The sequence below is a fragment of the Sphingomonas lacusdianchii genome, from assembly GCF_022664395.1.
GTDB lineage: Bacteria > Pseudomonadota > Alphaproteobacteria > Sphingomonadales > Sphingomonadaceae > Sphingomonas > Sphingomonas lacusdianchii.
On the sequence record NZ_JAKRET010000005.1, the window covers coordinates 221,868 to 248,225 of the forward strand.

The 26,358-nt window shown below is 67.0% G+C and carries 16 protein-coding genes and 1 tRNA gene; 12 read left to right on the top strand and 5 right to left on the bottom strand.

Annotated elements, in window-relative coordinates:
• Positions 1-2: 2 nt before the first annotated feature.
• The 4 genes from bamA to rpmE all read left to right on the top strand — a co-directional run bounded on the left by bamA (position 3) and on the right by rpmE (position 4,182).
• Positions 3-2,765, top strand: a complete 2,763-nt coding sequence (bamA, locus tag MF607_RS09190; RefSeq protein ID WP_242117752.1) for an outer membrane protein assembly factor BamA — start codon at positions 3-5, stop codon at positions 2,763-2,765.
• Positions 2,765-3,382, top strand: coding sequence for an OmpH/Skp family outer membrane protein (locus MF607_RS09195; RefSeq protein WP_242117754.1), 618 nt, complete (start codon positions 2,765-2,767; stop codon positions 3,380-3,382). The genes bamA and MF607_RS09195 overlap by 1 nt, the downstream gene beginning before the upstream one ends.
• Positions 3,383-3,432: 50 nt before the next feature.
• On the top strand, positions 3,433-3,855 hold the full coding sequence (fabZ, locus tag MF607_RS09200) for a 3-hydroxyacyl-ACP dehydratase FabZ (protein ID WP_242117915.1): 423 nt from the start codon (positions 3,433-3,435) through the stop codon (positions 3,853-3,855).
• A gap of 96 nt (positions 3,856-3,951) precedes the next feature.
• Positions 3,952-4,182: a 50S ribosomal protein L31 gene (rpmE, locus tag MF607_RS09205; RefSeq protein ID WP_066689861.1), complete on the top strand. Its 231-nt coding sequence runs from the start codon at positions 3,952-3,954 to the stop codon at positions 4,180-4,182.
• A gap of 411 nt (positions 4,183-4,593) precedes the next feature.
• Here the strand turns inward: rpmE and MF607_RS09210 are convergent, their stop codons facing one another.
• Entirely contained in the window at positions 4,594-6,885 is a 2,292-nt protein-coding gene (locus MF607_RS09210; RefSeq protein WP_242117756.1) for a beta-glucosidase family protein, read from the bottom strand.
• A 320-nt stretch (positions 6,886-7,205) separates the two neighbouring features.
• Here MF607_RS09210 and MF607_RS09215 point away from each other — a divergent pair, with 320 nt between their 5' ends.
• The gene (locus MF607_RS09215; RefSeq protein ID WP_242117759.1) at positions 7,206-10,577 is read left to right on the top strand and encodes a trifunctional glycoside hydrolase family 18/polysaccharide deacetylase/glycosyltransferase family 2 protein; all 3,372 of its coding nucleotides are present in this window, start codon (positions 7,206-7,208) and stop codon (positions 10,575-10,577) included.
• A gap of 49 nt (positions 10,578-10,626) precedes the next feature.
• Positions 10,627-13,725, top strand: coding sequence for a hybrid sensor histidine kinase/response regulator (locus MF607_RS09220; protein WP_242117761.1), 3,099 nt, complete (start codon positions 10,627-10,629; stop codon positions 13,723-13,725).
• On the opposite strand, the gene MF607_RS09225 is transcribed toward MF607_RS09220, so the two are convergent.
• Entirely contained in the window at positions 13,722-14,888 is a 1,167-nt protein-coding gene (locus tag MF607_RS09225; protein WP_242117763.1) for a LacI family DNA-binding transcriptional regulator, read from the bottom strand. The two genes, MF607_RS09220 and MF607_RS09225, sit on opposite strands and share 4 nt — an antisense overlap.
• Here MF607_RS09225 and MF607_RS09230 point away from each other — a divergent pair.
• From MF607_RS09230 to MF607_RS09240, 3 genes are all read left to right on the top strand, one after another.
• A complete protein-coding gene (locus tag MF607_RS09230; protein WP_242117765.1) occupies positions 14,877-15,275 on the top strand; it encodes a PDZ domain-containing protein in 399 nt (132 codons plus the stop codon). The genes MF607_RS09225 and MF607_RS09230 overlap by 12 nt on opposite strands.
• On the top strand, positions 15,247-15,930 hold the full coding sequence (locus MF607_RS09235; RefSeq protein WP_242117768.1) for a winged helix-turn-helix domain-containing protein: 684 nt from the start codon (positions 15,247-15,249) through the stop codon (positions 15,928-15,930). Before MF607_RS09230 ends, MF607_RS09235 begins: the two co-directional genes overlap by 29 nt.
• A gap of 71 nt (positions 15,931-16,001) precedes the next feature.
• On the top strand, positions 16,002-17,273 hold the full coding sequence (locus MF607_RS09240; RefSeq protein WP_242117771.1) for a sensor histidine kinase: 1,272 nt from the start codon (positions 16,002-16,004) through the stop codon (positions 17,271-17,273).
• A 10-nt stretch (positions 17,274-17,283) separates the two neighbouring features.
• Here the strand turns inward: MF607_RS09240 and MF607_RS09245 are convergent, their stop codons facing one another.
• Together MF607_RS09245 and MF607_RS09250 are read right to left on the bottom strand one after the other, a co-directional pair.
• Entirely contained in the window at positions 17,284-20,586 is a 3,303-nt protein-coding gene (locus MF607_RS09245; protein ID WP_242117773.1) for a trifunctional glycoside hydrolase family 18/polysaccharide deacetylase/glycosyltransferase family 2 protein, read from the bottom strand.
• A 176-nt stretch (positions 20,587-20,762) separates the two neighbouring features.
• Positions 20,763-20,852 (bottom strand) — tRNA-Ser (locus tag MF607_RS09250).
• Positions 20,853-20,984: 132 nt separating this feature from the next.
• On the opposite strand from MF607_RS09250, the gene hspQ reads away from it, so the two are divergent.
• Positions 20,985-21,359, top strand: coding sequence for a heat shock protein HspQ (gene hspQ / locus MF607_RS09255; protein ID WP_242117776.1), 375 nt, complete (start codon positions 20,985-20,987; stop codon positions 21,357-21,359).
• Between the two features lie 7 nt (positions 21,360-21,366).
• Here the strand turns inward: hspQ and MF607_RS09260 are convergent, their stop codons facing one another.
• Positions 21,367-23,826: a PepSY domain-containing protein gene (locus tag MF607_RS09260; protein WP_242117778.1), complete on the bottom strand. Its 2,460-nt coding sequence runs from the start codon at positions 23,824-23,826 to the stop codon at positions 21,367-21,369.
• Positions 23,827-23,899: 73 nt separating this feature from the next.
• Here MF607_RS09260 and MF607_RS09265 point away from each other — a divergent pair, with 73 nt between their 5' ends.
• Both MF607_RS09265 and MF607_RS09270 read left to right on the top strand, forming a co-directional pair.
• The gene (locus tag MF607_RS09265; protein WP_431311922.1) at positions 23,900-26,104 is read left to right on the top strand and encodes a TonB-dependent receptor; all 2,205 of its coding nucleotides are present in this window, start codon (positions 23,900-23,902) and stop codon (positions 26,102-26,104) included.
• Between the two features lie 38 nt (positions 26,105-26,142).
• A complete protein-coding gene (locus MF607_RS09270) occupies positions 26,143-26,343 on the top strand; it encodes a hypothetical protein (RefSeq protein WP_242117783.1) in 201 nt (66 codons plus the stop codon).
• The last annotated feature ends 15 nt before the right edge of the window (positions 26,344-26,358 follow it).

Genomic DNA, 26,358 nt, shown 5'->3' on the forward strand with positions numbered 1-26,358 from the left:
TGGTGACGCTAAGCAAGTTTTCGATTCATGGCGTGCGCGGTGCCGCGCTGCTCGCGGGCACGATGCTCTCGGGCACGGCGTTGGCGCAGACCCAGCCTGCGCCCGCCGCTGCGCCCACGGTACGCCCGCCCGCCGCACAGGCACCTGCCGCCCCCGTCGCGCCGGTTCGCACCATTCGCTCGCTCCGCGTCGAGGGAGCGCAGCGCATCGAACCCGATACGGTACTGTCCTATACCAAGCTGCGGATCGGCATTCCGTATACGGCGGAGACCCTCGATCAGGCGATCAAGGACCTCTACGCCTCCGATCTGCTGGCCAATGTCGAAATCACGGGTGTCGAGACTGGCGACATCGTCGTCGTGGTCAGAGAGAATCCGATCATCAACCGCGTGGTGCTGGAAGGCAACAAGCGGCTGAAGGACGACAAGATCACCAAGGAGATCAAGCTCGCCCCGCGGCAGATCTTCACCCGGACCGCCGTTCGCGCCGACGTCGCGCGCATCATCGAACTGTATCGCCGGCAGGGCCGCTTCGCCGCGAACGTCGAGCCGAAGATGGTCATGCTCGACCAGAACCGCGTCGACGTGATCTTCGAGATCAGCGAAGGGGCGAAGTCCAAGGTCCGCCAGATCAACATCCTCGGCAACGAGGTGTTCAGCGACAGCCAGTTGCGCGGCGAGATGGCGACCAAGGAATCGCGGCCGTGGCGCATCTTCAGCTCGAACACGAGCTACGATCAGGACCGGCTGGCCTATGACCAGCAGAAGCTGCGCCAATTCTACCTGACCGAAGGCTATGCCGATTTCCGCGTGATTTCGGCGGTCGCCGAACTGACGCCGGACAAGGAAGACTTCATCATCACCTATGTGGTGGAGGAAGGTCCGCGCTATAAGTTCGACGAGGTAAAGGTCGAGAGCGCGATCCGCGACTTCGACAATGCGGCGCTGACCAAGACGCTGCCGATGAAGAAGGGCGACTGGTACAACGCCAAGCAGGTCGAGGACACGATCGACCAGCTGAGCGAATATGCCGGCCTGTTCGGCTACGCTTTTACCGACGTTCGCCCGGATTATGTGCCGGATCGCGAAAAACATACGATGTCGATCACCTTCGTCCTGAACGAAGCGAACCGCACCTATGTCGAAAAGATCAACATCACCGGCAACACCCAGACGCAGGACCGCGTCATCCGCCGCGAATTCCGCGTGGCGGAGGGCGATGCGTTCAATGCCTTCCTCATCAAGCGTTCGCAGGACCGCATCAATTCGCTCGGCTATTTCCAGGACAAGTTCGAGATCGAGCGCACCGAAGGGTCGGCTCCCGATCGCATCGTGCTCGGCGCGAATGTCGAGGAAAAGTCGACGGGCGAACTGACGCTGTCGGCGGGCTTCTCCAGCCTCGAACGCTTCATCATCCAGGCGTCGATCCGCCAGCGGAATTTCCGCGGCAAGGGGCAGGATCTGCAGGCGTCGGTCAATTATTCGACCTATCAGAAGTCGGTCGAACTCGGCTTCACCGAACCCTATCTGTTCGACAAGAACATTGCGCTGGGCGGTACGCTCTTCCGCCGCGATTTCAACTCGTTCAACTTCCTCGGCACCGGCCGCAACTCGCTCTATTCGCAGATTTCGACTGGCGGGCAGATCGTCGCCAGCGTGCCGCTAACCGAATTCTGGACGCTGTCGGGCCGGTATCAGTTGAGCCAGGACAATGTCGGGCTGGACGAGGCGACCTATTTCACCAACGGCGTCTGCGATCCGTTGAAGGCCGGACGCTATCTGTGCGATTCGATCGGCAATCGGCTGACCAGCATGGTCGGTGCGAACCTGATCTTCGACAATCTCAACAATCGTCTGCGTCCGTCGCGCGGGCAGCGGTTGGTGACCGGGCTCGATTTCGCCGGTCTGGGCGGCGACGTGCGTTTCGCGCGCATCCGTGGCGATTTCGACAAATACTGGAATGTTGGCGGCTTCATCCTGTCGGCCGGCATCGAGGGCGGCTATATCCACTCGCTGCAGAAGAGCGCGGGCGAGGGGATCGATCCGGTCCGCATCGTCGACCGCTTCTACCTCGGCGAACCCCAGTTCCGCGGCTTCGACATTCGCGGCGTCGGCCCGCGTATCCAGCGCCAGCAATATACCGGATCGGTCGCGAGCGGCGATCAGGCATTGGTAACCGCGCGCGAACAGGTGCTGAACGACCCGTTGGGCGGCAAGGCCTATTATCTCGGCAAGATCGAACTCGAACCGCCGCTGGGTTCGGGCATCGCCGAACTGGGGTTGCGGCCGTCGATCTTCGTGCAGGCGGGTGCGCTGTTCGGCGTCACCCGGCCGCGCCCGACGCTGGCGTTCGAGCAGGCGCGCAATGCCGACGGGACGTTGCAGTTCAACAAGGACGGGTCGCCGTCGTTGCTGCCGTTCAGCTCGCCGATCAAGACCTCGGACGGGTTGCAGGTCTATAATAACCAGTTCACCGATGGTTCGGGCTCGCCGGCGATCCGCCAGACGACCTGCGCGGTCGGCTATTCGTCGACGATCGGCGGTACCTGTGTCGGCGGCGAGCCGAACACCGTCGCCATCAACACGACCCAGCCCTTCCTCGAACAGTTCCTCGGCGATTCGGCTCGTCCGCGCCTGTCGATCGGTATCGGCGTGAACTGGAACTCGCCGTTCGGCCCGCTGCGGATCGATCTGGCCAAGGCGTTGCTGAGCCAGCCGGGCGACGACAAGAAACTCATCACTTTCAACGTAGGAACTCAATTCTGATGCGTAGCCTTACCAAGGCGGCGATCGCCGCATTCGTCTTTGCCGCTCCGACCGCACCGGCCTTCGCGCAGGCGCTGCCCGACGCGAAGATCGCCGTCGTCGATTCGGAGCGGATCTTCCGCGACTGCACCGCATGCAAGGCGGCAACGACCCAGCTTCAGTCGCAGCGTCAGCAGCTTCAGTCGCTGGCCACCTCGCTCGGTCAGCCGTTGCAGACCGAAGCACAGTCGCTGCAGACCGCCGTCAATGCCGCCAAGGGCAACCCCGACGCCGCGCTCCAGACGCGCATCCGCACCTTCGAACAGCGTCAGCAGCAGGCGCAGCAGCAGATCGGCCAGCAGGAACAACAGGTCCAGCGCAACATCGCCTATGTTCGTGAACAGATCGGCACCCGCCTCGGCCCGATCATCACCCAGATCGCGCAGCAGCGCGGCGCCACGCTGGCGGTGGACAAGGGCAACAGCTTCTACAACGCGCCGGCGACCGAAATCACCGATGCGGTGCTTGCAGCTCTCAACACCCAGCTGCCGAGCGTCAGCGTGACCGCGCCGGCGCAGGCCGCTCCGGCTGCCGCTGCACCCGCCGCCGGCACGCGTCCGGCACCGGCAGGCCGCTGATCGTGGAAGGGGAGGCGACCTCGATCGGACCGCTCGACATCACGCGCGTGATGGCGGCGATCCCGCATCGCTATCCCATGTTGCTGGTCGACCGTGTCGTGGAATTGATCCCCGACCGGTCGATCACCGCGATCAAGGCGGTGACGATCAACGAAGGCTTTTTCCAGGGACATTTCCCCGGCCGTCCGATCATGCCGGGCGTGCTGATCGTCGAGGCGCTGGCGCAGGCCGCCGGCATCCTCGCGGTCGAAAGCCTCGGCCTCGCCGGTTCGGGCAAGCTGGTCTATTTCATGTCGATCGACGGCGTGAAGTTCCGCAAGCCGGTCGAACCGGGCGTGTTGCTCACGCTGGAGGCCGAATTCGTGCAGAAGCGCGCGCGCGTCTGCAAATTCGCGGGCAAGGCGCGCATCGATGGCGACCTTGCCGCCGAATGCGAGTTCACCGCGATGATCGCCGATCCGCCCAAGGCGTAAATCCGCGCCGATCATTGCTATTTGGGGCGCGTCCGTGTACGGGCGCGCCTTCCTGTTTCCAGGCTGGTCGGAACCAGCCGCTCGCGGAGAAGACCGATGAAGAAAGACACGCATCCCGACTATCACATGATCAAGGTCCAGATGACCGACGGCACCGTGTTCGAAACCCGCTCCACCTGGGGCAAGGAAGGCGACACGATGCAGCTCGACATCGACCCGCTGGCGCACCCGGCATGGACCGGCGGCCGTGGCCAGATGCTGGATTCGGGTGGTCAGGTCGCACGCTTCAACAAGCGTTTCGGCGGTCTCACGCTCGGCAAGAAGTAAGCCGAAGGCGCCCCGGCGCCGAGCACTTCGCGAAAGGCCGCGGTGGCGTCTGCTACCGCGGCCTTTTGTCGTTCGGGGGAATGCGCGGTTTGCTTCTTCTTCATTCGCGCGCAGGCGGAAATCCATAGCCGCTGCCGTTTCGACTTGAGGCGCAACATCCGCGCATATGGATTCCCGCCTTCGCGAGACCCCTGCGAAAGTCACTCGATCGCCTGAAAACTGCCGTACCCCGGCAAAGGCCGGGGTCCAGTTGGGAAGGCCTTTCCGCACCTTGCCACCGTCCCCCAACTGGGCCCCGGCCTCCGCCGGGGTACGAAAAGGGGCTTTCGCATAGGTCCTGCCTGCGCGGGTATGACGATGCTGCGTCGGACGAGCCGGGGATCGCCGTCTTCGCGATCCCCGGTGGCGGCGTTAGCGCCCGCGATTGTCGAGCGTTGCCGCTGCCAGTTGCACGCTCGTCCGTGCGACGATGTCGGTCGCGCTGTTGGCCAGCAGCAGGTGATACGTCCCGCCTGCGATCTTCCAGCCGCGCGTCTGGCTGTCGAACGTCGCCAGCAGACGCGGATCGACGGTCACGTCGACGGTCCGGCTTTCGCCGGGTGCCAGATCGACCTTGGCGAAGCCGCCCAGTCGCTTGGGCGCTTCCCAACCGGTGCCGGCGACGTACAATTGTGCCAGCCCTTTGCCACGCACCTTCCCCGCATTGGTGATGGTGAAGCGCGCCTGCACGCTTTTGCCGGCCGGTTGGGCGGTCAGGCCGCCGAGCGTAAAGCTGGTATAGGACAGGCCGTATCCGAACGGGAACAACGGCTTGGCGCCGGTCTTGTCGAACCACTTATAGCCGACCGCCGCCCCTTCGATATTGTAGTTGCTCATCGGATGCGAATCACGGTCGAGCTTCGGATCGCCCTCGATCACCGGACGCGGCAGTTGCGTCAGCGATGCCGGGAAGGTCGCGGGCAAATGCCCCGACGGATTGACCTCGCCGGTCAGCACGCGCGCGATCGCCTCACCGCCCGACGTGCCCGGATACCATGCCTCCAGCACCGCGCCGACCCGGCCGAGCCATGGCATCAGCACCGGGCCGCCGGTTTCGAGCACGACCACCGTCCTGCGGTTGGCACGGGCGACCGCGTCGATCAGCGCATCCTGATTGTCGGGCAGGTTCAGGTTCGGTGCGTCGATCGACTCGCCGGTCCATTGTTCGCCGAACACGATCACGACATCGGCCTTGCGCGCGGCGGTCGCCGCGGCCTTCACGTCCTTGCCGTCGAGATAGGTGACCTGCGCCTTGGTGCGTGCCTGCAACGCCTTCATCGGCGAGGAGGGGTGGTAGAGCTTCGGCCCCGGAAAGCCGCCCGGATATTCATCGGCGACGGCAAGCCCGTTGACCGGGCCGCCATGCGGATAGACCTGGCTCGACCCGCCGCCGGACAGCACGCCGACATGGGCATGGGCACCGATCAGCAGGATCGAATTCGCGGTCGACGCCAGCGGCAACAGCCCGGCGCTGTTCTTGAGCAAGACGATGCCTTCCTCGGCATCGGCGCGGGTGACGGCGGCGTGGGCGGCATAATCGATCGTCGTCGCCCGGTCGCCCGCGACCGGCGTGTCGAACAGCCCGTTCCTGAACATCGCCCACAGGATGCGCCGCGCCATGTCGGTCGCCCGCGCCTCCGGAACATAACCGTTATTCACCGCTTCGCGCAGCGCGTCGGCGAAATAGGGTGAGCGATCGAACGCCCATCCCGATTGCTGGTCCAGCCCGGCATTGGCGGCCTGCGTCGTCGAATGGGTCGCGCCCCAATCGGACATGACATAGCCCTTATAGCCCCAGTCCTTTTTCAAGGTGCGGTTTAGCAGCCAGTCATTCTCACAGGCATAGAAGCCGTTGACGCGGTTGTAGGAACACATGACCGATCCGGGATCGCCCGCCTCGATCGCAAATTCGAACGCGAGCAGGTCCGACTGGCGTGCCGCTGCTTCGTCGATGCGATGGTCGATGTTGAAGCGGTTGGTTTCCTGCCCGTTGAAGGCGTAATGCTTCATCGTCGAGATGACGTTCTGCGACTGGATGCCCTTGATCTCATGGCCGGTGATGATGCCGGCGAGCAGCGGATCTTCGCCGCCATATTCGAAATTCCGGCCGTTGCGCGGTTCGCGCATCAGGTTCATGCCGCCCGCCAGTTGCACGTTGAAGCCCGAGAGGAACGCCTCGCGCCCGATCATCGCGCCGCCCGCCTGTGCGACCTCCGGGTTCCACGTCGCGGCAGTGGCGATACCCGATGGCAGCGAAGTGCGCAGGCGCGGCGTCGGCGACCGCTGGGTCGCGACACCTAGTCCGGCATCGGTCTGCCACTGACCCGGAATACCGAGCCGCGGAATGCCGGGAATATAGCCCGCCGAATCGGGCAGGCCGTCCTTCGGCATCTCGTAATTCTTGATCGGCGTGCGCTGCCAATCGGCCTTGGTCGAGAAATAGCCGAAGGTGAGCTGCAATTTCTCGTCGAGCGTCATTTCCTTCAGCACCAGTTCGGTGCGGGCATCGGCGTCGAGTGCGCGGTTCATCCATGGCCGCGCCTGCGGGCCGTCGGCCGGGCGGGTCGCGGCCTGCGGCGCGTTGTTGGTCGTCTGCGCCAACGCGGGGGCGGTGGTGAGCAGCGTGCTGCCGAGCAGGGCGGCGATTCGAAGGGATGGGGACATCGACAGGGTCTTTCGCGAAGGGGACGAGGGGGCGATCAGGCGGGACGGGGCGATTGCGGTAGGGAGTCGTCCGGCAAAACGAAGCCGGGGCGGACCATGATGGCGTGGCGCGATGCGGCGCATATCGTACCCTTTCCCCTCTCCCCGCGCGCCATGTCGGCGTCGTCGTGATGGTCGCTGTGATAGCGTTGTCAGACCCGGTAAATCAATCCGTCCCTAGGCGGGCGAGGCAAGCCCGCGACGGCGAGCAATATTTCGGTATTTAACCGCATTTTCGGTTTCGATGCCTATGCGCAGCCTACCAGTTTTCAGGGGGCGGCGTGACACATCCCATCTTCTACGATGCCAGCGGGCGGCGTGCCCGGTGGGTGCGGTGGGGTGCGACGATCATGGTCGTCGCCTTGCTGGGGATCGTCGCGCTGGTCGTATCGGCACTGACGCGGATGCCGCAGCGTGCGGCGCTGGCGCTGCCCGAGGATGCCGCACGTCCGCGCGCGATCGCCGTCGCGCCGGTGAAGACCGCCCCCGGCCCGTGGTTGCCGGCGGGGCAGGCGACGGCCCCGGCACGGCATCTGCCGGTGCTCGGCTTCTACATGCCGTGGGACGCGGCGTCGCGCCAGTCGCTGCTCGCCCATGTGGACGAGGTCGACTGGCTGGCGCCCGGCCTCGCATCGGTTTCGGGGCGTGATCATCGCTTTGCCTATGAAAGCGACGACTATCTCCACCGCGTGCTGGCACGGGCCAAGCGGCCACCCGCGCTCATTCCGATGGTGCAGAACGCCCGCGAGGACGGCAGCTGGGACGGCCCCGGCACCGCTGCGTTGCTGGCCGATGCCCCCGCGCGTCGCCGGTTCGCGGCACAGATTGAGGCGATGGTCGCAGCGGAGCGGGGCACCGGCGTCATGCTCGACCTCGAAAGCCTGCCCGCGACCGCCCACGCCGATTACCGGCGGTTCCTGTCCGAACTGCGCACGCGCTTCGCCCGGCGCCATTGGCAGGTGATGATCGCCGCGCCGGTCGCCGACGCCGAATGGGACCTCGCCCGCTATGCCAGGGTCGTCGATCGGCAGGTGCTGATGGCCTATGACGAACATTGGATGGGGGGCGAGGCGGGACCGATCGCGTCGCAGCCATGGTTCGCGCAGGTCGTGGCCGACGCATTGCGCAGCGCCGGCCCCGGCGCGATCGTCGCGCTCGGCAACTATGGCTATGACTGGACCGGCCGCACGACCGTTCCCCTCAGCGTCGGCGATGCGTGGAACCTCGCGCGACAGGCCGGCACCGTCCCGCAATTCGATCGGGCGAGCGGCAACTGGCATTTCGCCTATCGCCAGAAGGGCCGCGACCATCGGGTCTGGTTGCTCGATGCCGTCACCGCCGCCAACCAGCTTCGCGCCGCATCGTCGGCGGGTGCGCAGGCGGTGGCGCTGTGGCGGATGGGCAGCGAGGACCCGCATTTCTGGACCGTCGCGCGGACCGGCTCCGCCGCCGGGGCCGAAAGCTTGCCGAAGCCCGCCGGGGTGACGCTGATCGGGCAGGGGGAAGTCTTGCGACTGGATGCCGGGGCGACCGCCGGCCAACGCTCGCTGCGCCACGACGCCAGCGGCATGGTCCGCGCGGCGCGGGTCGATCGTCTGCCCGGACCCGATATCGTGCAGCGGACCGGCGCGCAGCGGCGCATGGTCGCGCTGACCTTCGACGACGGCCCCGACCCGGTGTGGACCCCGAAAATCCTCGACGTGCTGAAGCGCGAGGGCGCCCCCGCCACCTTCTTCGTCACCGGCGCCAATGCGCTGGGGCAGGGGCCGATCCTGCGCCGGATCGTCGACGAGGGGAGCGAACTGGGCAACCACAGCACGTCGCACGCGAACCTGTCGCACCGCACGCCGGAGGCGATCCGGCTGGAACTGACCGCGACCGAACGGCTGGTCGAGGCCTATACCGGCCGGGCGATGCGGCTGTTCCGTCCGCCGTTCCTCGGCGACGCCGATCCCGATCGCCGCGACGAACTGCACGCGACGCGGGTCGGGGCGGAACTCGGCTATCTGACCGTCGGCTTGAACGTCGATCCGCATGACTGGCAGACGCCGTCGCCCGAACAGATCATCGCGCGAACGATCGAGCAGGTCGAGGCCGGCACGGCCGATCGCCCGACCCGCATCGTGCTGCTGCACGATTCCGGCGGCGACCGCAGCGGCACGCTGGCGGCGTTGCCCGGCATCATTCGCGGCCTGCGCGCGCGGGGCTATGAACTGGTCGGCGTGTCGCTGCTGGCAGGACTGTCGCGCGATCAGGTGATGCCGGTGCTGAAGGGGGCGCAGGCGAGCGAGGCGGCGAGCGCGCGCGGCCTGTTTGGCGGGGTCAGCCTGACCCGCGACCTGGTGATGACGGCGTTCCTGCTGGTGATCGCGATCGGCATCGCGCGGTCGGTGGCGCTGGCCGGGCTGGCGTTGCGCGCGTCACGCCGGGACGGTCCGCCGCCTGCCGCGCCACATCTGATCCCGACCTCGGTCTCGGTCCTAATCCCGGCATTCAACGAGGCGCGCGTGATCGAGGCGTCGGTGCGTCGTATCCTCGGCAGCGTCGGCGTACGGATCGACGTGATCGTGATCGACGACGGGTCGTCCGACGGCACGTCCGACATCGTGGAGGCGGCGTTCGGCATCGACCCGCGCGTGCGGCTGTTGACGCTGGAAAATGGCGGGAAGGCGCGCGCGCTCAACGCCGGGTTGCAGATGGCGAGGGGCGACGTGGTCGTCGCCCTCGACGCCGATACCCAGTTCGAACCCGATACCATCGCCCGCCTGCTGCGCTGGTTCGCCGATCCGGCGATCGGCGCCGTCGCGGGCAATGCGAAGGTCGGCAACCGCGTGAACGTCATCACCCGCTGGCAGGCGCTCGAATATATCACCGCCCAGAATCTGGAACGGCGCGCGCTGCATGCGCTGGGCGCGGTGACGGTCGTGCCGGGTGCGGTCGGGGCGTGGCGACGCGCGGCGCTCGACGCGGTCGGCGGCTATCCCGACGATACGCTGGCCGAGGATCAGGACCTGACCATCGCCATCCAGCGTGCCGGCTGGCGAGTCGCCTGCGACTTGGAAGCGATCGCATGGACCGAGGCGCCGGAAACGGCGCGGGCGCTGTTCCGCCAGCGCTATCGCTGGGCCTATGGCACGTTGCAGTGCCTGTGGAAGCATCGTGCGATCATCGGGCGGGGGCGTCCGCGCGGGCTGGCGATGCTGGGCCTGCCGCAGGCGCTGGTGTTCCAGCTGCTGTTCTCGCTTGCCGCGCCGTTGATCGACCTGGCCTTGCTCGCCAGCATCGTCACGACCGCATGGCGGATCGCCGATCGCGGTTGGGATGCGGCGGGGGGCGATGCTGGTTGGGTCGCGCTGCACTGGGCTGCATTCACTGGCATCGATCTCGCCTGCGGCTGGGTCGCCTATCGTCTGGAAGGACGGGGCGAACGACTGCCCGTGCTTCGCATGCTGGCGCAACGCTTCGGCTATCGACAGTTGCTCTATGCGGTCGTCCTGCGCGCCGTAACGGCGGCGCTGACCGGTCCGAAGGTTGGCTGGGGCAAGCTGGAGCGCCGCGGAAGCGTCACGACTTCCGAGGATGGTTCGGTAGTGGCGTCGATCGGGGAGCGGGCGGCGCGGCCGGTCGCAGCCGAAATCGCTGCTGCCGCATGAAGCTGTGGCACTTGTTGACACACCCGGTGCGCTGCAGGAGATGTTCGCGATGACCGGACGACATACCAGCAACGTATCGCTGACGCCCGAACTCAAGGCGTTCATCGCGGAGGCCGTGGCGGGCGGCGACTATGCCAATGCCAGCGAGGTCGTCCGCGCCGGTTTGCGTGCGTTGCGCAACGGCGCGGCGGGACGCGGGGTGTTGGCGAAGGACTGGCCGGCGGCGGACGGGGAATGCGCCGCGCTGATCCGGACGCGAAACTGGGCCGACTTCCCGCTCGGAACGCCGGCCGACTGGCCGCCCGAAATGCGCGCGACGATCGCCAACATCGTCAATTCGCCGGTCGCCAAGATGCTCATGTGGGGACCGGACCACATCCTGTTCTACAACGACGCCTATCGCGCGATCGTCGGCGACCGCCATCCGCAGGTGTTCGCCACCCCGGTGGAGCAGGCATTCCCTGAGCTGTGGGAGCATCTTCGTATCGTCCTGCCGGCGGCGCTGCGCGGGCAGAGCCAGTCGTTTCTCGATCGGACGACCGTTCTGTCGCGTGCTTGCGAATCGAAAACGTTCACGCTCGATCTTCACTACACGCCTGTGGTCGACGGGCGCGGGGTAGCCGGCGGGGTACTCTGCACGGTCGTCGACAATAGCGCACGCAAGGCGATCGAATCCCGCCTGGCGGCGAGCGAGGCGGAGCTGCGTCGCATCGCCGACGCCGTGCCGATGCTCGTATCCTATATCGACTCCGACCATCGCTACCGCTTCACCAATGCGCATTACGAAGGCTGGTTCGGGGGCGAGCCGGATGCGATGGTCGGACGCCATATCCGCGACGTGATCGGCGAGGAAATGTATCGCGACCGCCGGGCCGATATCGAGCGGGCGTTGACCGGCGAACCGGTGGTCGGTGAAACGGTCTTGCACCATCAGGCACTCGGCCCCCGCGCGGTGGAGATCCGGTACGTTCCGCATCAGGACGACACCGGCGAGACGGTCGGTGCCTATATCCTGGGTATCGACATTACCGAACGCGCCCGCGACGCCGCCGCAATCAAGGCGAGCAACGCACGCTTCCGCACGGCGATGCAGGCCGTGCACGGGGTGTTGTGGACCAACAGCGCGGATGGCCGGATGGTCGGCGAACAGCCCGGCTGGGCGGCGCTGACCGGGCAGTCGTACGACGAATATCAGGATTTCGGCTGGGCATCGGCGGTCCATCCCGACGATGCGCAGGGATCGGTCGACGCGTGGAACATCGCGGTCGCCGCGCGGAGCATGTTCGTCCACGAACATCGCGTCCGGCGGCGCGACGGCGAATGGCGTACCTTCGCCATTCGCGCGCTGCCGATCCTTGATGGCGCGGGCGAGATCACCGAATGGGTCGGGGTCCATACCGACATCTCGCACCGCCGGGCGGCGGAGGCGGCACTGCGCGAGCAGGCCGACAATCTCGCACAGCAGGTGCGGCATCGCGAGCGCGCCGAGGAACAGCTTCGCAGCCTCAACGAAACGCTCGAAAGCCGGGTGATCGCCGAAATCGCGGAACGCCGTCAGGCCGAGGCGCAACTGGCGCAGGCGCAGAAGATGGAGACCGTCGGTAAGCTGACCGGCGGGGTCGCGCATGATTTCAACAATCTGCTGCAGGTGGTCGGCGGCAACCTGCAATTGCTGGCCCGCGACGTGGTCGGCAACGCAAAGGCCGAACGCCGCGTCGAAAATGCGATGGCCGGCGTATCGCGCGGGGCGCGGCTGGCCAGCCAGTTGCTGGCGTTCGGGCGGCGACAGGCGCTGGAGCCGAAGGTGGTCAACGTCACCCGCTTCGTGCAGGGCATGGACGACATGCTGCGCCGGGCGATCGGCGAGGCGATCGAGATCGAAACCGTCTTTGCCGGCGGCCTGTGGAATACCTTCATCGATCCCGGCCAAATCGAGAATGCGCTGCTGAACCTCGCCATCAATGCCCGCGATGCGATGGACGGGCGCGGCAAGCTGACCATCGAACTGGCCAACGCGCATCTGGACGACGCTTACGCCCGTACGCACGAAGAGGTGGTGCCGGGGCAGTATGTGATGCTGGCGGTGACCGATACCGGCAGCGGCATGGCGCCCGACGTCGTCGAACGCGTGTTCGAGCCGTTCTTCTCGACCAAGCCGGAGGGCAAGGGATCGGGGCTGGGGCTGTCGATGGTGTATGGCTTCGTCAAACAGTCGGGCGGCCATGTGAAGATCTATTCAGAGATCGGGCACGGCACCTCGATCAAGCTGTACCTACCGCGGGCGATGCAGTCCGAGGATATCGAGGTGCAGGTCGATAGCGGCCCGGTGCGGGGCGGGAGCGAGACGGTGCTGGTCGTCGAGGATGACGAGGAAGTCCGCGCGACCGTGGTCGAGATGCTCGGCGACCTTGGCTATCGGGTGCTCAAGGCGTCCGATGCCGCCAGCGGGCTGGCGGTGATCGAAAGCGGGGTACCGATCGACCTGCTGTTCACCGATGTCGTCATGCCGGGTACGCTCAAAAGCCCCGAAATGGCCCGCAAGGCGCGCGAGCGGCTGCCCGGCATCGCGGTCCTGTTCACCAGCGGTTATACCGAGAACTCGATCGTCCATGGCGGACGGCTCGACAAGGGCGTCGAGCTGTTGTCCAAACCCTATACGCGTGAGGCGCTGGCGCGTAAGATCCGTCACGTCCTGTCGAACCAGCAGCAGCGCAACCTTGCAACGTCGCCGTCTCCCGACAGCCGGCCGGTCGCGATCACCACGCCGCCGACGCTCCGGCGTACGATCCTGCTGGTCGAGGATGATGGGCTGATCCGTATGAACAGCGCCGAAATGTTGGAGGAAGCCGGGTTCGTCGTGCTGGAAGCGGCCAGCGCGGAAGAGGCGATCACCGCGCTGCAGACCGCGCCGGTCGATATCCTCATCACCGACGTCAACCTGCCCGGCGCATCGGGTCGCGAACTGGCGCAGCGCGCGCGTACGCTCCGCCCCGACGCGCTGGTCATATTCGCGACCGGCGACCCCGGCGCGGTCGCCGACGAAGCCGATGCGACCGTCCTTGCCAAACCCTATGCCCGTGGTGCGTTGCTGGCGGCGGTGCGCAAGGGCGACGCAGCGCGGGCGGTGGTCGAGAAGCCGGAAGCCTAGGCGTCCGGTGCGACCGTTACCGAATCGCGCTCGATAAGGTGATGTTCGTGTTCGACGCTGGCCGGCACCTGCGCGCCGGCGAGCTGGTCGAGCAGCAGCGTCGTCGCGCTGACTGCCATGTCGAACACCGGCTGGCGCATTGTGGTGATCCGGGGCCAGGTGATGCGGGCGATCTCCGAATCGTCGAACCCGACGATCGACAGCTTGCCGGGCACCTCGATCCCCGCCTCGCGCGCGGCCATCAGCGCGCCGACCGCCATGTCGTCATTCTCCGCGAGGATCGCGGTCGGGCGGTCGCGACGTGCGAGCAGGGTCTGTGCCGCCGCGAATCCGGAATCGAAGGTGAACAGGCCGTCGATTACCAGATCGGGGTCGATCGGCTGCCCCGCGGCCGCGAACGCCTGCTGATAGCCGGTCATCCGCGCCTCGGCTGCGGCGTGGGTCGGGTCGCCCTTGATGATGCCGATGCGCCGGTGCCCCTGGTTGAGCACCAGCGCGGCCACTTCGCAGGCGGCGACGACATCGTCGACGACCACGCCCGGCGTCAATTCGGGCCAGCGGGTCGGCGCGATCCGCGCGAACGGCATGCCGATCGCGGTCAGTTCGTCGAGGATGCGGCGGCTGTCCGATGCCGGCGGGGCCAGCACGACGCCGTCGACCGCCGCCGATCGCAGCAGCCCGACGACTTCGTCGGCATGGTCTATGACCGATCGGACCGGCAGCACCACCAGCCGGTAGCGTTCGCCGCGCAGCCGGTCGAGCACACCCATTTGCAGGTCGACGACATAGCTGGGCGAAGGGTTTTCATAGACCAGCCCGATCAGGTGCGACCGCTGCCGCGCCAGTCCCTGCGCCATGATATTGGGGTGATAGTCGAGCGTGCGCACCGCTTCGCGCACCCGGTCGCGCACCGCATCGGTGACGTGCGGCTCGCCGTTCAACACGCGCGAGACGGTCTTGGTCGAAACGCCTGCATGGCGTGCGACGTCGACGATGGTGATGCGCCGCGGCGGACGCGATCGGGCTGGTTGCATATCCGCATCACCGCCACGCCCCCGCGCCCATGTCAATCGCAACATGACCGGGTCTTCATCTGTCGCCCATCGTCCGGTCGGCGCGTCGCGCGCAGGATGGCGGGCGAGGAGGTGCAGATGCCGGTTCACGACCTACCCCGTTTCGGTCCGGCCCGCGGCGCGGCGTTGGCCGCAGTGACGGCGGCTGCGCTGCTCGCGGCGGGCTGGTGCGGGGCATTTGCCGATGCGGGGGGCGTCGCGGCCGATGGTGCGACGCTGGCGCCGCAAACCGCATCGGGCGGATGGGTCGTCACCAGCCTGCGCACCGATGGCGCGGCAGCCCGGTCCGGCCTGCGCGTCGGCGACGTGATCGACGCTGTCGGCGACCATGCGCCCGGCATCGCCGACTTTCCCGACCATGCGACCGGTCCGGTGTTGCTGCACGTCGCGGCAAGGGGTGACGTCGGTGCCCACTCGCTGATATTGCGGGCGGCGGAGGTGGCGTCACGTGAAGATCCTGATCGTCGAGGACGATGAAGAAACCGCAGCCTATATCGGCAAGGGGCTGACCGAAGCCGGCTTTGTCGTCGATCGTGCCTCCAATGGCCGCGACGGGCTGTTCCACGCGATCGACGGTGGCTACGACTGTATCGTCATGGACCGGATGCTGCCGCAGATGGATGGCATGGCGACGATCGCCGCGATGCGCGCGGCGGGGGTGACGACGCCGGTCCTGATCCTGTCGGCGATGGGGACTCCCGACGACCGGGTGGCGGGGCTGACCCAAGGCGCCGACGATTATCTGACCAAGCCGTTCGTCTTCGCCGAATTGCTGGCGCGGGTGCGGCTGCTCTCCCGGCGGCAGCCTGCGGGCGGTCCGGCAGCGGAGACGGTGCTGACCTGCGACGATCTGGAGATGGACCTGCTGGCGCGACGGGTGCGGCGCGGCACGCGGGTCATCGACCTGCAACCACGCGAGTTCCGTCTGCTCGAATATCTGATGCGCCACGCCGAGCAGGTCGTCACCCGCACGATGTTGCTGGAGGGCGTATGGGATTATCATTTCGATCCCGGCAGCAACGTGACCGACGTGCATATCAGCCGCCTGCGTCGCAAGATCGACGATGGCGAGGAGCGCCGCCTGCTGCATACGGTTCGTGGCTCGGGCTATAAGCTGGGGGTTGAGCCCTGACGCTGCTGACCCGGTCGGCGACGCTGCGCTTCGCGGCGCTGGTCTTTGCGTTGCAGCTGGCGGGGGCGGCGGTGACGTTGCTCACCGTCCGGACCGTGACCGAAACCCGACTGACCGCCAGCGCGACGGATGAGGCACAGCGGCTGCGCGCGACGCTGCTGGAGGCATGGGCGGCCGGGGGCATCGCGGGATTGCGCAAGGCTGCCGAAGCGCGGCTCGATCGCAGCGACCGGCCGCAATCGGTGGTGCTGGTGACGGCGCGCGACGGCACGACGCTGGCAGGCAATGTCGGTGCCTGGCCCCCCAATGTGGTGCCCGGCCCGCCGGCCACGATCGAGCTGTTCCGCATCCGCCGCGACCACCCCGAATCGATGCGCGTGATCGGCACGGTCCTGCCCGACGGCACCCGCCTGTTGACCGGTCACGTGATCGAGGGCGAGCGCGCGTTCGTCGGCGCGATGGAGATGGCGATGGTCGCCGCCATGCTGGTCGCGCTGGTGCTGGCGGGACTTGCCGGGTGGGTCGCGGCCCAGATCATCGCGCGGCGGCTGCGACGCACGGTCGATACTGTCGCGGCGGTCGCTGGCGGCGATCTCGACCGGCGCGTCCCGCTGGAGGGTGGTGGCGATGCGTTCGAGGATCTGGGGCGATCGGTAAACGCCATGCTCGACCGGATCGCGTCGCTGGTCGGCGAATTGAAGATGGCGACCGACGCGCTGGCGCACGACCTGCGCTCCCCGCTGACCCGCCTGCGCGCGACGCTGGAACGCGCATTGGCAGCGGCGGATAGCGAAGATGCCAGGGTCGCCGTCCTGCGGGGAATGGAGGAGGGCGAGCGGTTGCTCGGCATGCTCGATACCGCGCTGCGCATTACCCGGGCAGAGGCGGGGATCGGTCGCGACGCCTTCACCACGACCGATCTGACCGAGTTGCTGGCCGACCTCGCCGACCTGTTCGAACCGCTGGCGGAGGACCGCGGGCTGGCGATCGCGGTCACGCCGTCCGCCCCGGTGATCGCCACCGTCCACCGCGAGATGATCGGACAGGCGGTGTCAAATCTGATCGATAACGCGCTGAAATATGGCGCAGGAACCATCCGAATGTCGATAGAGGACAAGGGCGGCGGCGTCGCGATCATCGTCGGCGACGACGGACCCGGCATCCCGGCGGATCGCCGGGCGGCGGCGCTGCAACGTTTCGGCCGACTCGATCCGTCGCGGCACGAAAGCGGCGCGGGGTTGGGCCTGTCGCTGGTCGCTGCGGTCGCCCGGCTGCACGGCGGGACGATCGAACTCGGCGACAATCATCCCGGACTGGTCGTCCGGCTGACCTTTCCCCGCTGATCGTCCGGCGTCAGGCCGCTGCCTGCACGCTGCCGGTCCGCTCCAGCTTGCCCCATCCGACCACGAACCCGCCGACCGCGGAGGCGATCGCGCGCAGCACGACCCAATACATGATCTGACGATAGACCAGCCGCTGCGCGACCAGCAGATGCGCCGGATAGCGTGCCTTGTTCCCGTCAAGCCGATATGCGACCCAGCCGCACGCCACGTCGATCGCGGTGAAGCACAGCCAGTACAGCCCCATTTGCGACACGTCGCCGCTGGTCTGCGCCCAGCCATGCTGTGCCACCCGCACTGCCGTACCGACGATCGACAGCAGCAACGCCAGGTCGATCAGCGGCGAGATTGCGGCAAAGGCGATCTGGAACAGCCATGCCTGCGGCAGCCCGATCCGCGCCAGACCCGCCGGCTTGCCGCTGCGCAGGATCGCGCGATGCTTCCACAGGCATTGCAGCGTCCCGAACGCCCAGCGATAGCGTTGCTTGGCCAGAGCCTTGAACGTCTCGGGCGCTTCGGTCCACGCGATGGCATTCGGATCATAGGTCACGCGCCAGCCGGCGCGCTGGATGGCGATGGTCAGGTCCTGATCCTCGGCCAGCGTATCCTCCGGATAGCCGCCGACCGCGTCCAGCGCCGCCCGCCGCCATGCACCGACCGCACCCGGCACCACCGTCATCGCATCGAATCCGGCCAGCGCGCGCCGTTCGAGATTCTGCGCGGTGATATATTCTACCGCCTGCCAGCGCGTGACCAGATTGACCCGGTTGCCGACCCGCGCATCGCCCGCCACCGCGCCCAACGCCGGGTCTTCGAACCAGCGTGCCAGCCGGGCGATCGTCGTCGGCTCGAACTGGGTATCGGCGTCCAGCGCGATGATGATCTCGCCATCGGCCTGCAGCAACGCGCGGTTGAGCGCTGCAGCCTTGCCGCCATTGACCAGCGTCAGCAGCGTGACGCGCGGGTCGGCATCGAACCGGGCGCGGACCACCGCGCTCGTCCCGTCCTTCGACCCGTCATCGGCAACGATCACCTGCAATCCCGGATAGTCGCTCGCCAGGACCCGCGCGACCGAATCGGCGATCACCCGTTCCTCGTTATAGGCGGGAATGATGACGGTGACGCTCGGCTGAAACACCGGCGGCGTCGGCCGTTCGCGTCGCGACTGGAACCATGCCAGGGCGGCCAACAGTACCGCCCGCGCCATGCCGAGCGCAATGGCGAGGTAGAACAGCCATGCCAGCAGTACCGATATCGCCGCGATCACGATGAAGATCGCGACGTCGGTCCGTACCGCCGCAAGATCGCGCCCGGTCACCGCCGGCATCGCGATCGCTCGCGGTACCCCGACCAGCGCGGACGCGGTGACGAAATGATAGCCCTTTGCCTTCAGGACAGCGATGATCTGCGGCAGCGCCGCCATCGTCTGCGCCCGGTCGCCGCCGCCATCGTGCAGCAGCACGACGTTGCGCGAACTGTCGGCGCTGGCACCCTCGACCTGCTCGACCACCTGCCGCACGATGGCGTCGGTGCCCGGTCGCTGCCAGTCATTGGGATCGACGTGCAGCCCGACCACCGTATAGCCCAGATCCTGCGCGAGCAGCGCTGGCGCGATCTCGTCCATCGTCGTCGGTTCGGCATCGCCGAAATAGGGCGCACGGAACAGCGTCGTCGACCGCCCGGTATAGGCCTCGATCAGCCGCTGCGTGGCGTTCAGCTCCAGCGTCGTCGTCCGTTCGCCCGTCGTCGCCAGATTGGGGTGGGTATAGCTGTGGTTGCCGATCTCGTCCCCATCGCGGATGATCCGCTGCAACAGCCCGGGATGCTCGATCGCATTCTCGCCGACGACGAAGAACGTCGCCGGGACATGCGCCGCCTCCAGCGCGTCGAGGATCGGCGGCGTCCATGTCGCGTCGGGCCCGTCGTCGAAGGTCAGCGCGATCGCCTTCGGATCGGCCGCCCCGGTTCGTTGCACGACGTAAGGCGTCGGCAGCGCGACATAGGCTTCGTCAGCGATCATGCCGTTACGGTCGAAGCTGACGCTGCGCGCTCCCGGCGTCGGCCGTGCGGTAATGCGCAGCACCTCGCCGCTGCCCTCGACATCGACGTTCAGCGCCGATTGCAACCGGGTGATGCGCGGCACTTGATCGGCGGTGCGATAGGCGGTCAGGTCATTCCAGAAGCCGGCGTCCTCGCTGCCCAGCCGCCACATCGCGACCGCATCGATCCCCAGCCGGCGCAGCGCGGCCATCTGGTTCCAACTGGTCGCCGCATCCAGCATCCACACCTGATGCCGGCTGCCGCGTTCGTCCTGATAGGCGAAACCGGCATTGCCGCTCGCCCGGTCGAAGCCGATTGCCGCCGCCGAATCATGCGCGGCCAGCCATGCCTCCTCGATCGACAGGGCATCGGCACTGCCGTCGTGCCAGTCATAGGCATAGCTGCCGAGTGCCACGACCAGCTTGTCGCGACCGACCTGTCGCAGCGCGCTTTCGACCTGCCCGACGAACCATGGGTGCGACGCGATCGGCCCGGCCGATCCGCTCTCCCAATGTTCGTCATAGGCCATCAGGATGACGCGGTCGGTGGCGCGCGCTAGGTCGGCCAGCCGCCAGTCGGGATCGCCCGCCGGCGCCGTCACCGCCAGCACCGCGTCCTTGGGCAATGCCGCGTTCAACTGCGCGAGGAACGCCGGATAGCGGGCGACGGCGGCGGCGGGCAGGCTTTCATAGTCCATCACCAGACCGGCGGCATGGCGCGCACGGACATAGCCCGCCAGTTGCGCGATCAGCGCCGAACGCGCCGCCGGATTGGCCAACATCTTCGCCGCACCGGCGCCGTCCCAGTCGGAATCGGTCAGGTTCTGCACCATCGGCAACAGCTTGGGCGCATGGCGGGCACCGGCCAACACCTGCTCCAGTCGCGGATCGTCGGTCGCCCGCATCTGCGTACCCACGACGCTGACGAACGCCGGCACCACCCAGTCGAGCGTACCGAGATGGCGTTGCAGCGACGCGATCCCGCCCGCCGTATCGGGGGCGTAGAACCCAATCGTCAGCGGCGTGCCGCCGACCGTGGGCGAACTGGTGCGCGGCAACCAGCGGCCGTGCCGCGCGGTCTTGTCGGCGCGCGGCGCAAACGCCTCGCCATGCCGCCGGGCGAAGGGCAGGGGGATGCCCAGCGTCCGGGGCGTGGCCACCAGCGTCGTCGCAAAGGCGATCGCCGCCGCGATCACCGCAAGGATCAGCAACGCGACCCCGCGCCGTGCCCAGACACTCCGGCGGCCGGTAGGATCGAAGAAGATTGGCTTGCTCACACGGTCGACCCTGGCTGCACCGACCGAATGCTACGGTCATCGACCGCCGCCTAGTCGAACGGGCCGGGCGGGGCGGTGAGCGCGCGATGAACTTTTGGTCATGGCGCAAGGCGCGGACGAACAAGCGGGCTGCCGCGAAAGCGTCACGTACCGGATTTATCATGATGGGGAGGAAGTGGCGGAGAGGGAGGGATTCGAACCCTCGGTACCCGTAAAGGCACGCCGCATTTCGAGTGCGGTACAATCGACCACTCTGCCACCTCTCCGCAGAGGTTTCTCGCTCCATGCCGCAGGTCAGCGCGGCACGGTGGTCAGCGAGGGCGGTCGGTTAGCCCAAGGATTCGAGACTTGCAAGCGCCTCCTTGCTGCAATCGCACATCGGACCTAGATTATTTCGCATGAAGGCCCCGTCCTCCCCCTCGCTCGACCGCGGCACGCCGTTGCCGCCGGTCGCCCATGCCCGTTTTTCGATCGGTGACGTCGTGCGCCACCGCCTGTTCGACTTTCGCGGGGTCGTGTTCGATATCGATCCGATCTTCGCCAATAGCGAGGAATGGTATCAGTCGATCCCGGCCGAGGCTCGTCCGCGCAAGGACCAGCCTTTCTACCATCTGCTCGCCGAAAATGCCGATGCGAGCTATGTCGCCTATGTCAGCCAGCAGAATCTGATCGCCGACGATAGCGAGGAACCGGTCGACCATCCGGCGATCACCGGCCTGTTCGACGATTATGCCCATGGGCGCTACCGGTTGCGGCGCGAGCACCGCCACTGACCGCCGCTCAATAGATATCGCGGCGATAGCGACCATCGGCCAGCATCGCCTCGACCATCGAATCGCCGAGGATCGTGGTGAGGGCTGCATGGACCGCTGGTGCCATGCCCTGCACGCTGCCGCAGACATAGATCGCGGCCCTGCCCGCGACCGCCTGCGCGATCGCCGTTGCATCCGCCGCCACGGCGTCCTGGACATAGCGATGCCCGCCCGGATCGCGGGACCAGCTGGTGACCGAGCGGGTCAGGACCCCGCGCTCGATCAGCGCCTGCCGCTCCGCCGCATGGAAATCGTCGTGCGCCGCCTGTCGCTCGCCCCAATAGAGCGCCACCGGCCCGCCGCCGGCCGCCCGGTGACGGAGATGGGCGAGCAGCCCGGCCAACCCGGTGCCGTTGCCGATCAGGATGAGCGGCGTGGCGGGGTCCTGCGGCGGGTGGAAGGCGGGGTTGGCCCGCACCCGCGCCTGCACGATCCCGCCGACCGGCGCGCCGTTGCACAGCCAGCCCGACCCCAGCCCGTCAAAGCCGTCGGCCGCCCGGCACCGCCGCACGATCAGTTCAACCCGGCCTGATGCGGCGATCGAGGCGATCGAATATTCGCGGTGGGCAAGCGGCATCAACGCGGCGATCCCGGCTTCCGGTTGTTCGGGCAGGATGCGCGTCATCAGCCACGCCCGGGTCTCCGCCGTGTCGTCGATCCCGTTTGCCGCGATGAAGGGAGCGACGCGGCGGGCATCCTGCTGCGGCAGGATCTCGACGATGTCGCCCGGCATCCAGTCGGCGTTCGCGCCGACCGGTTCGAGCGCGACATGCCATGCTTCTCCCCCGCTGCTGCCGGGATTGAGCAACTGTCGTTCGACCAGCCGCCAGTCGCCCATCGCCGCCGGTGCCCAGTCGGGTTGATCGGTCCGCCCGCCCAGACCCGCCAGTTGCCGCTGCCAATGGCGCTGGGCGTCGGCATCCTCGCCATCGGCCTCGACCACATCGAACAGCCGGGTGGCGCCGCTATCGTGCAGCCAGCGGTCGAGGCGGTGGCCGAATGCGCAGAAATCGGCATATTCGCGGTCGCCGAGCGCCATCACCGCATATTCGAGGTGCGACAGGTCCGGCGCCGTTCCGTCGAGTGTCCGGGCAAAGGCGCGCGCAGCGTCGGGCGGCTCCCCTTCGCCATAGGTGCTGGCAACCACGAACAGCCGCCTGACCCGCGCCAACGCGGCATCGTCCAGCGCTGCGATCGGCAGTGCGGTGGCGGAGGGTAGGGCTTCCGCGGTCAGCCGCGCGATGCGCTCGGCCGATCCGGTCTGGCTGGCATAGGCGACCAGCGTCGTCGCCTTTGCCATCGGCACCTCGGGCGTGTCGGTCACGACCGCGGCCAACGCCGCCTTGCGCCGTCGCCGCGCGAAATACAGGAGGAAGCCGGTGATGGTGAACAACGGCATCGCGAGGCTGCTCAGCAGGATTGCGATCCGGCCGGCAATGCCGAAATAGGCGCCACGATGCAGTTCATAGACGCTGGTGACGATATCCTCGCCCAGCGTCCGCGCGGCATAGGGTGTCGCCGATACTACCGCGCCGCTGATGCCGTCGATCGTCAGTTCGTCGCTGACCCGGTCATGGCGCGCATCGGGCAGCTTCGCGCGGAACTGCACCTGATCGTCGCGGACGCTCGCGACGATGCGGTCGTAACGGCGGCCTTCGGTCGCACGTTCGAAACCGCGCCATGCGAGCACCAGGTCGGCCTTGGCCCCCTTGGCGTGACGGGTCCGCTCGGCAGGCGCCTCGGCGACCAGCATCGCCTTCACCCCGTCGCGATACCAGTCATAGGACCACCACAGCCCCGTCAGGCCGCTGACGAGGTAGAAAACCAGCACCCAGCCGCCGACCACCGCATGCAGCGCGCGATACAGGTTGCGTCCGGTCTTCTTCAGGTCGAGCACGAACCAGTTGCGCCAGTCGAGCGGCCGTTTCGGCCAGCGTAGATACAGTCCTGACAATGCGAAGTAGATCAGCGCGATCGCCGAAAATCCGGTGATCTGCCGCCCCCACCCGTCGCCGCCGTCGGGCAGCGCCAGCCAGCGGTGCAGATCCTCCATCACCTCGAACACGCCGCTGCCGCGCAATTCGCCGACCAGTCGCCCGGTCGCCGGGTCGATCCGTTCGACATGACGTCCCTTCGACCCGGGCAGGGTATAGCCGACGAGCGTCGGCTCGTTCGAATCGGCCGGCACGGTCAATCGGGTGATCGCCGCATCCGGCCGTTGCGCCGCGAACCGCTCGACCAGCGCCGGCCCCGACAGCCGCGCACCCGCCGCGACGGGGCGGTCGGGGTTCAGTGCGGCCAGAATTTCCGGTTCGAAACTGAGCGATGCGCCGGTCACCCCCATGACCGCCAGCACCAGTCCCGCAGTGATGCCCAGGAACCAGTGAAGCTGGAAAAGCACGGTGCGGGTCATCAACGGTTCGCTCATCTGGGGTTGCTATTGATAATTGATCGCGATAGCGGGCGCGTTGATACAGGTCAATCGTTGCGAAGGGGGAATGATGGAGTTGTCGAATGGGGGACGTTCGTACTGGCTGATCGGGACGGTGGCGTTCGCGCTGGTCCCGCAAGGGGCATTCGCGCAGCAGGACGTGCCCGCCGCCAGCGACGAAGCGTCGGATGATGACATCGTCATCACCGCCGCGCGCACCACCCTGCCGCCCAACGCCTTGCCGCTGACCATCGACCTGATCGACAAGCAGGCACTCGACCAGCAGATCGCGCTTTCGGGCAGCGTCACCGATGCCGTCGCAACGCTGACGCCCAGCTTCTCGCCGACGCGCGGCAAATTGTCGGGGGCGGGGGAGACGCTGCGCGGCCGCTCGCCGCTCTATGCGATCAACGGCATTCCGCAGACGACGCCGCTGCGCGACGGCAGCCGTGACGGTTTCACCATCGACGGTTTCTTCATCGACCGCGTCGAACTGATCTACGGATCGAACGCCTTGCAGGGCGTGGGCGGGACCGGCGGCATCGTCAATCAAGTGACGGTCGGTGCGCCCCAACAGGAGGGCGTCAGCGGCCGCGCACTGGCGCAGGGCACGAGCGCCGACGGCTTCGAAAAGGATGGTTTCGGCGGCAAGGCGGCCGGATTGGTCCAGTATAAGGTCGGGCGGTTCGATGCGACGGTCGGCGCCAGCTACGAACGGCGTGGCGCGTTCTATGATGCGCAGGACCGTCGCATCGGGGTGAACCTGACGCAGGGCGAGACGCAGGACTCCCGCGCCACCGATTTCTTCGCGCGGCTGGGGTTAGAGGTCGGCGCGACCGGACGGCTCGACCTGATCGCCAATCGCTACGAACTGAAGGGCGAGGGCGATTATCTCCCGATCGCGGGCAACCGTCGTACCGGCCTGCCGACCAGCGCGGTGCGCGGCGACCCGCCGGGCAAGCCCGCCGCCAACCGGGCCGCGGCGCTGTCGCTCTCCTATACCGACAGCGACCTGTTCGGCGGCAATCTCGTCACCCAGTTCTTCTTCAATCGCACCCACGATACGTTCGGCGGCGAGGTGACGATCATCCCGACCTTTCAGGATCCGGCGCTGGCCCCCATCGGTACGCTGTTCGACCAGTCCGAAAACCGTTCGCGCAAATTGGGGGCGAAGGCGAGCTACGAACGCGCCCTGCCGGGGTTCGAGGCACTGGTCGCGACGATCGGCTTCGACGCGTTGTTCGACAAGACCGAGCAGCGGCTGATCGCCACCGACCGCGTTTGGGTTCCGCCCGCCGACTTCCGCAGCCTGGCGCCGTTCGCGCAGGCCAATTTGAAGCTGTTCGACGGCGTCGTCCGCCTCGCCGGCGGCGCGCGTTGGGAGAATGTACAGGTCCGCATCGACGATTTCCGCACGCTCGCTTCCACCACCTATGACGGTCGCAACGCGGCGACCTATGGCGGCGTCGCGGTGACCGGCGGCACGCCGAAATTCAGCGACCTGCTGTTCAACGGCGGCGCGATCGTCGAGCCGGTTACCGGCGTGCGCGCCTATGCCAGCTATGCGCAGGGTTTCACCATGGCCGATATCGGCCGCATCACCCGCGCCATCGCCACCCCCAATGTCCGGCTCGACAGCTTCCTCGATATCCAGCCGGTCGTGTCGAACAATCGCGAGATCGGCGTCGAGGTGAAGCGCGGACCGCTCGACGCGAGCACCACCTATTTCTGGTCGTCGAGCGATCGTGGCCAGTTGCTGATCGCGCAGGGCAACGGCATTTTCGAGGTCCAGCGCCAGCGGGTCGAGATCGAGGGGCTGGAGGTCAGCCTTGCCGTCCAGACCCCGCTGCCGGGCCTGCGCGTGTCGACCGGCTATGCCCATATCCTCGGCCGCTACGACAGCGATCGTGCACCGGGCGACGGGGTGGTCGACACCGATCTCGACGGCACCAACATCTCGCCCGATCGCCTGAACCTCGCAGCGGACGTCGCCAGCGGTCCACTGATCGCACGGGTGCAGACGCAATTCTACCTATCCCGCAATTTCCGGGGGAAGGCGAACCCCAGTCCCGACAATAATTTCACCGGCTATGACGTGACCGACGCGCAACTCCGCTATCAGACGAAATTCGGCGGACTGTCGCTCAGCGCGCAGAATATCTTCGACCGTTTCTATATCGATTATAACAGCGACACCCGCCTGCCGACCGACAATTTCGCCTTCTTTGCCGGACGCGGCCGGACATTCACCCTTGGCTGGGACATGCGTTTCTGAACTGGACGGACGGGCCGGGCGGGGCTACCCGCCCGGCCATGCCCATTACCGCTACGATCATGAATTCGACCACCGGCCAGCCGATCCAGAAGATGACCTTCGGCCGCATGCCCAAGCCATGGGCGTCGTTCAATCTCAAAACCGGTGAACTGGTCACTGCCGACCGCGTCGATGTTGGCAAGCCCGCGCCCGGCAAGGTAGTGGTGCCGGTGTCGGTCTGGGTCACGCCCAAGAAATAACCCCTCCCGACATCG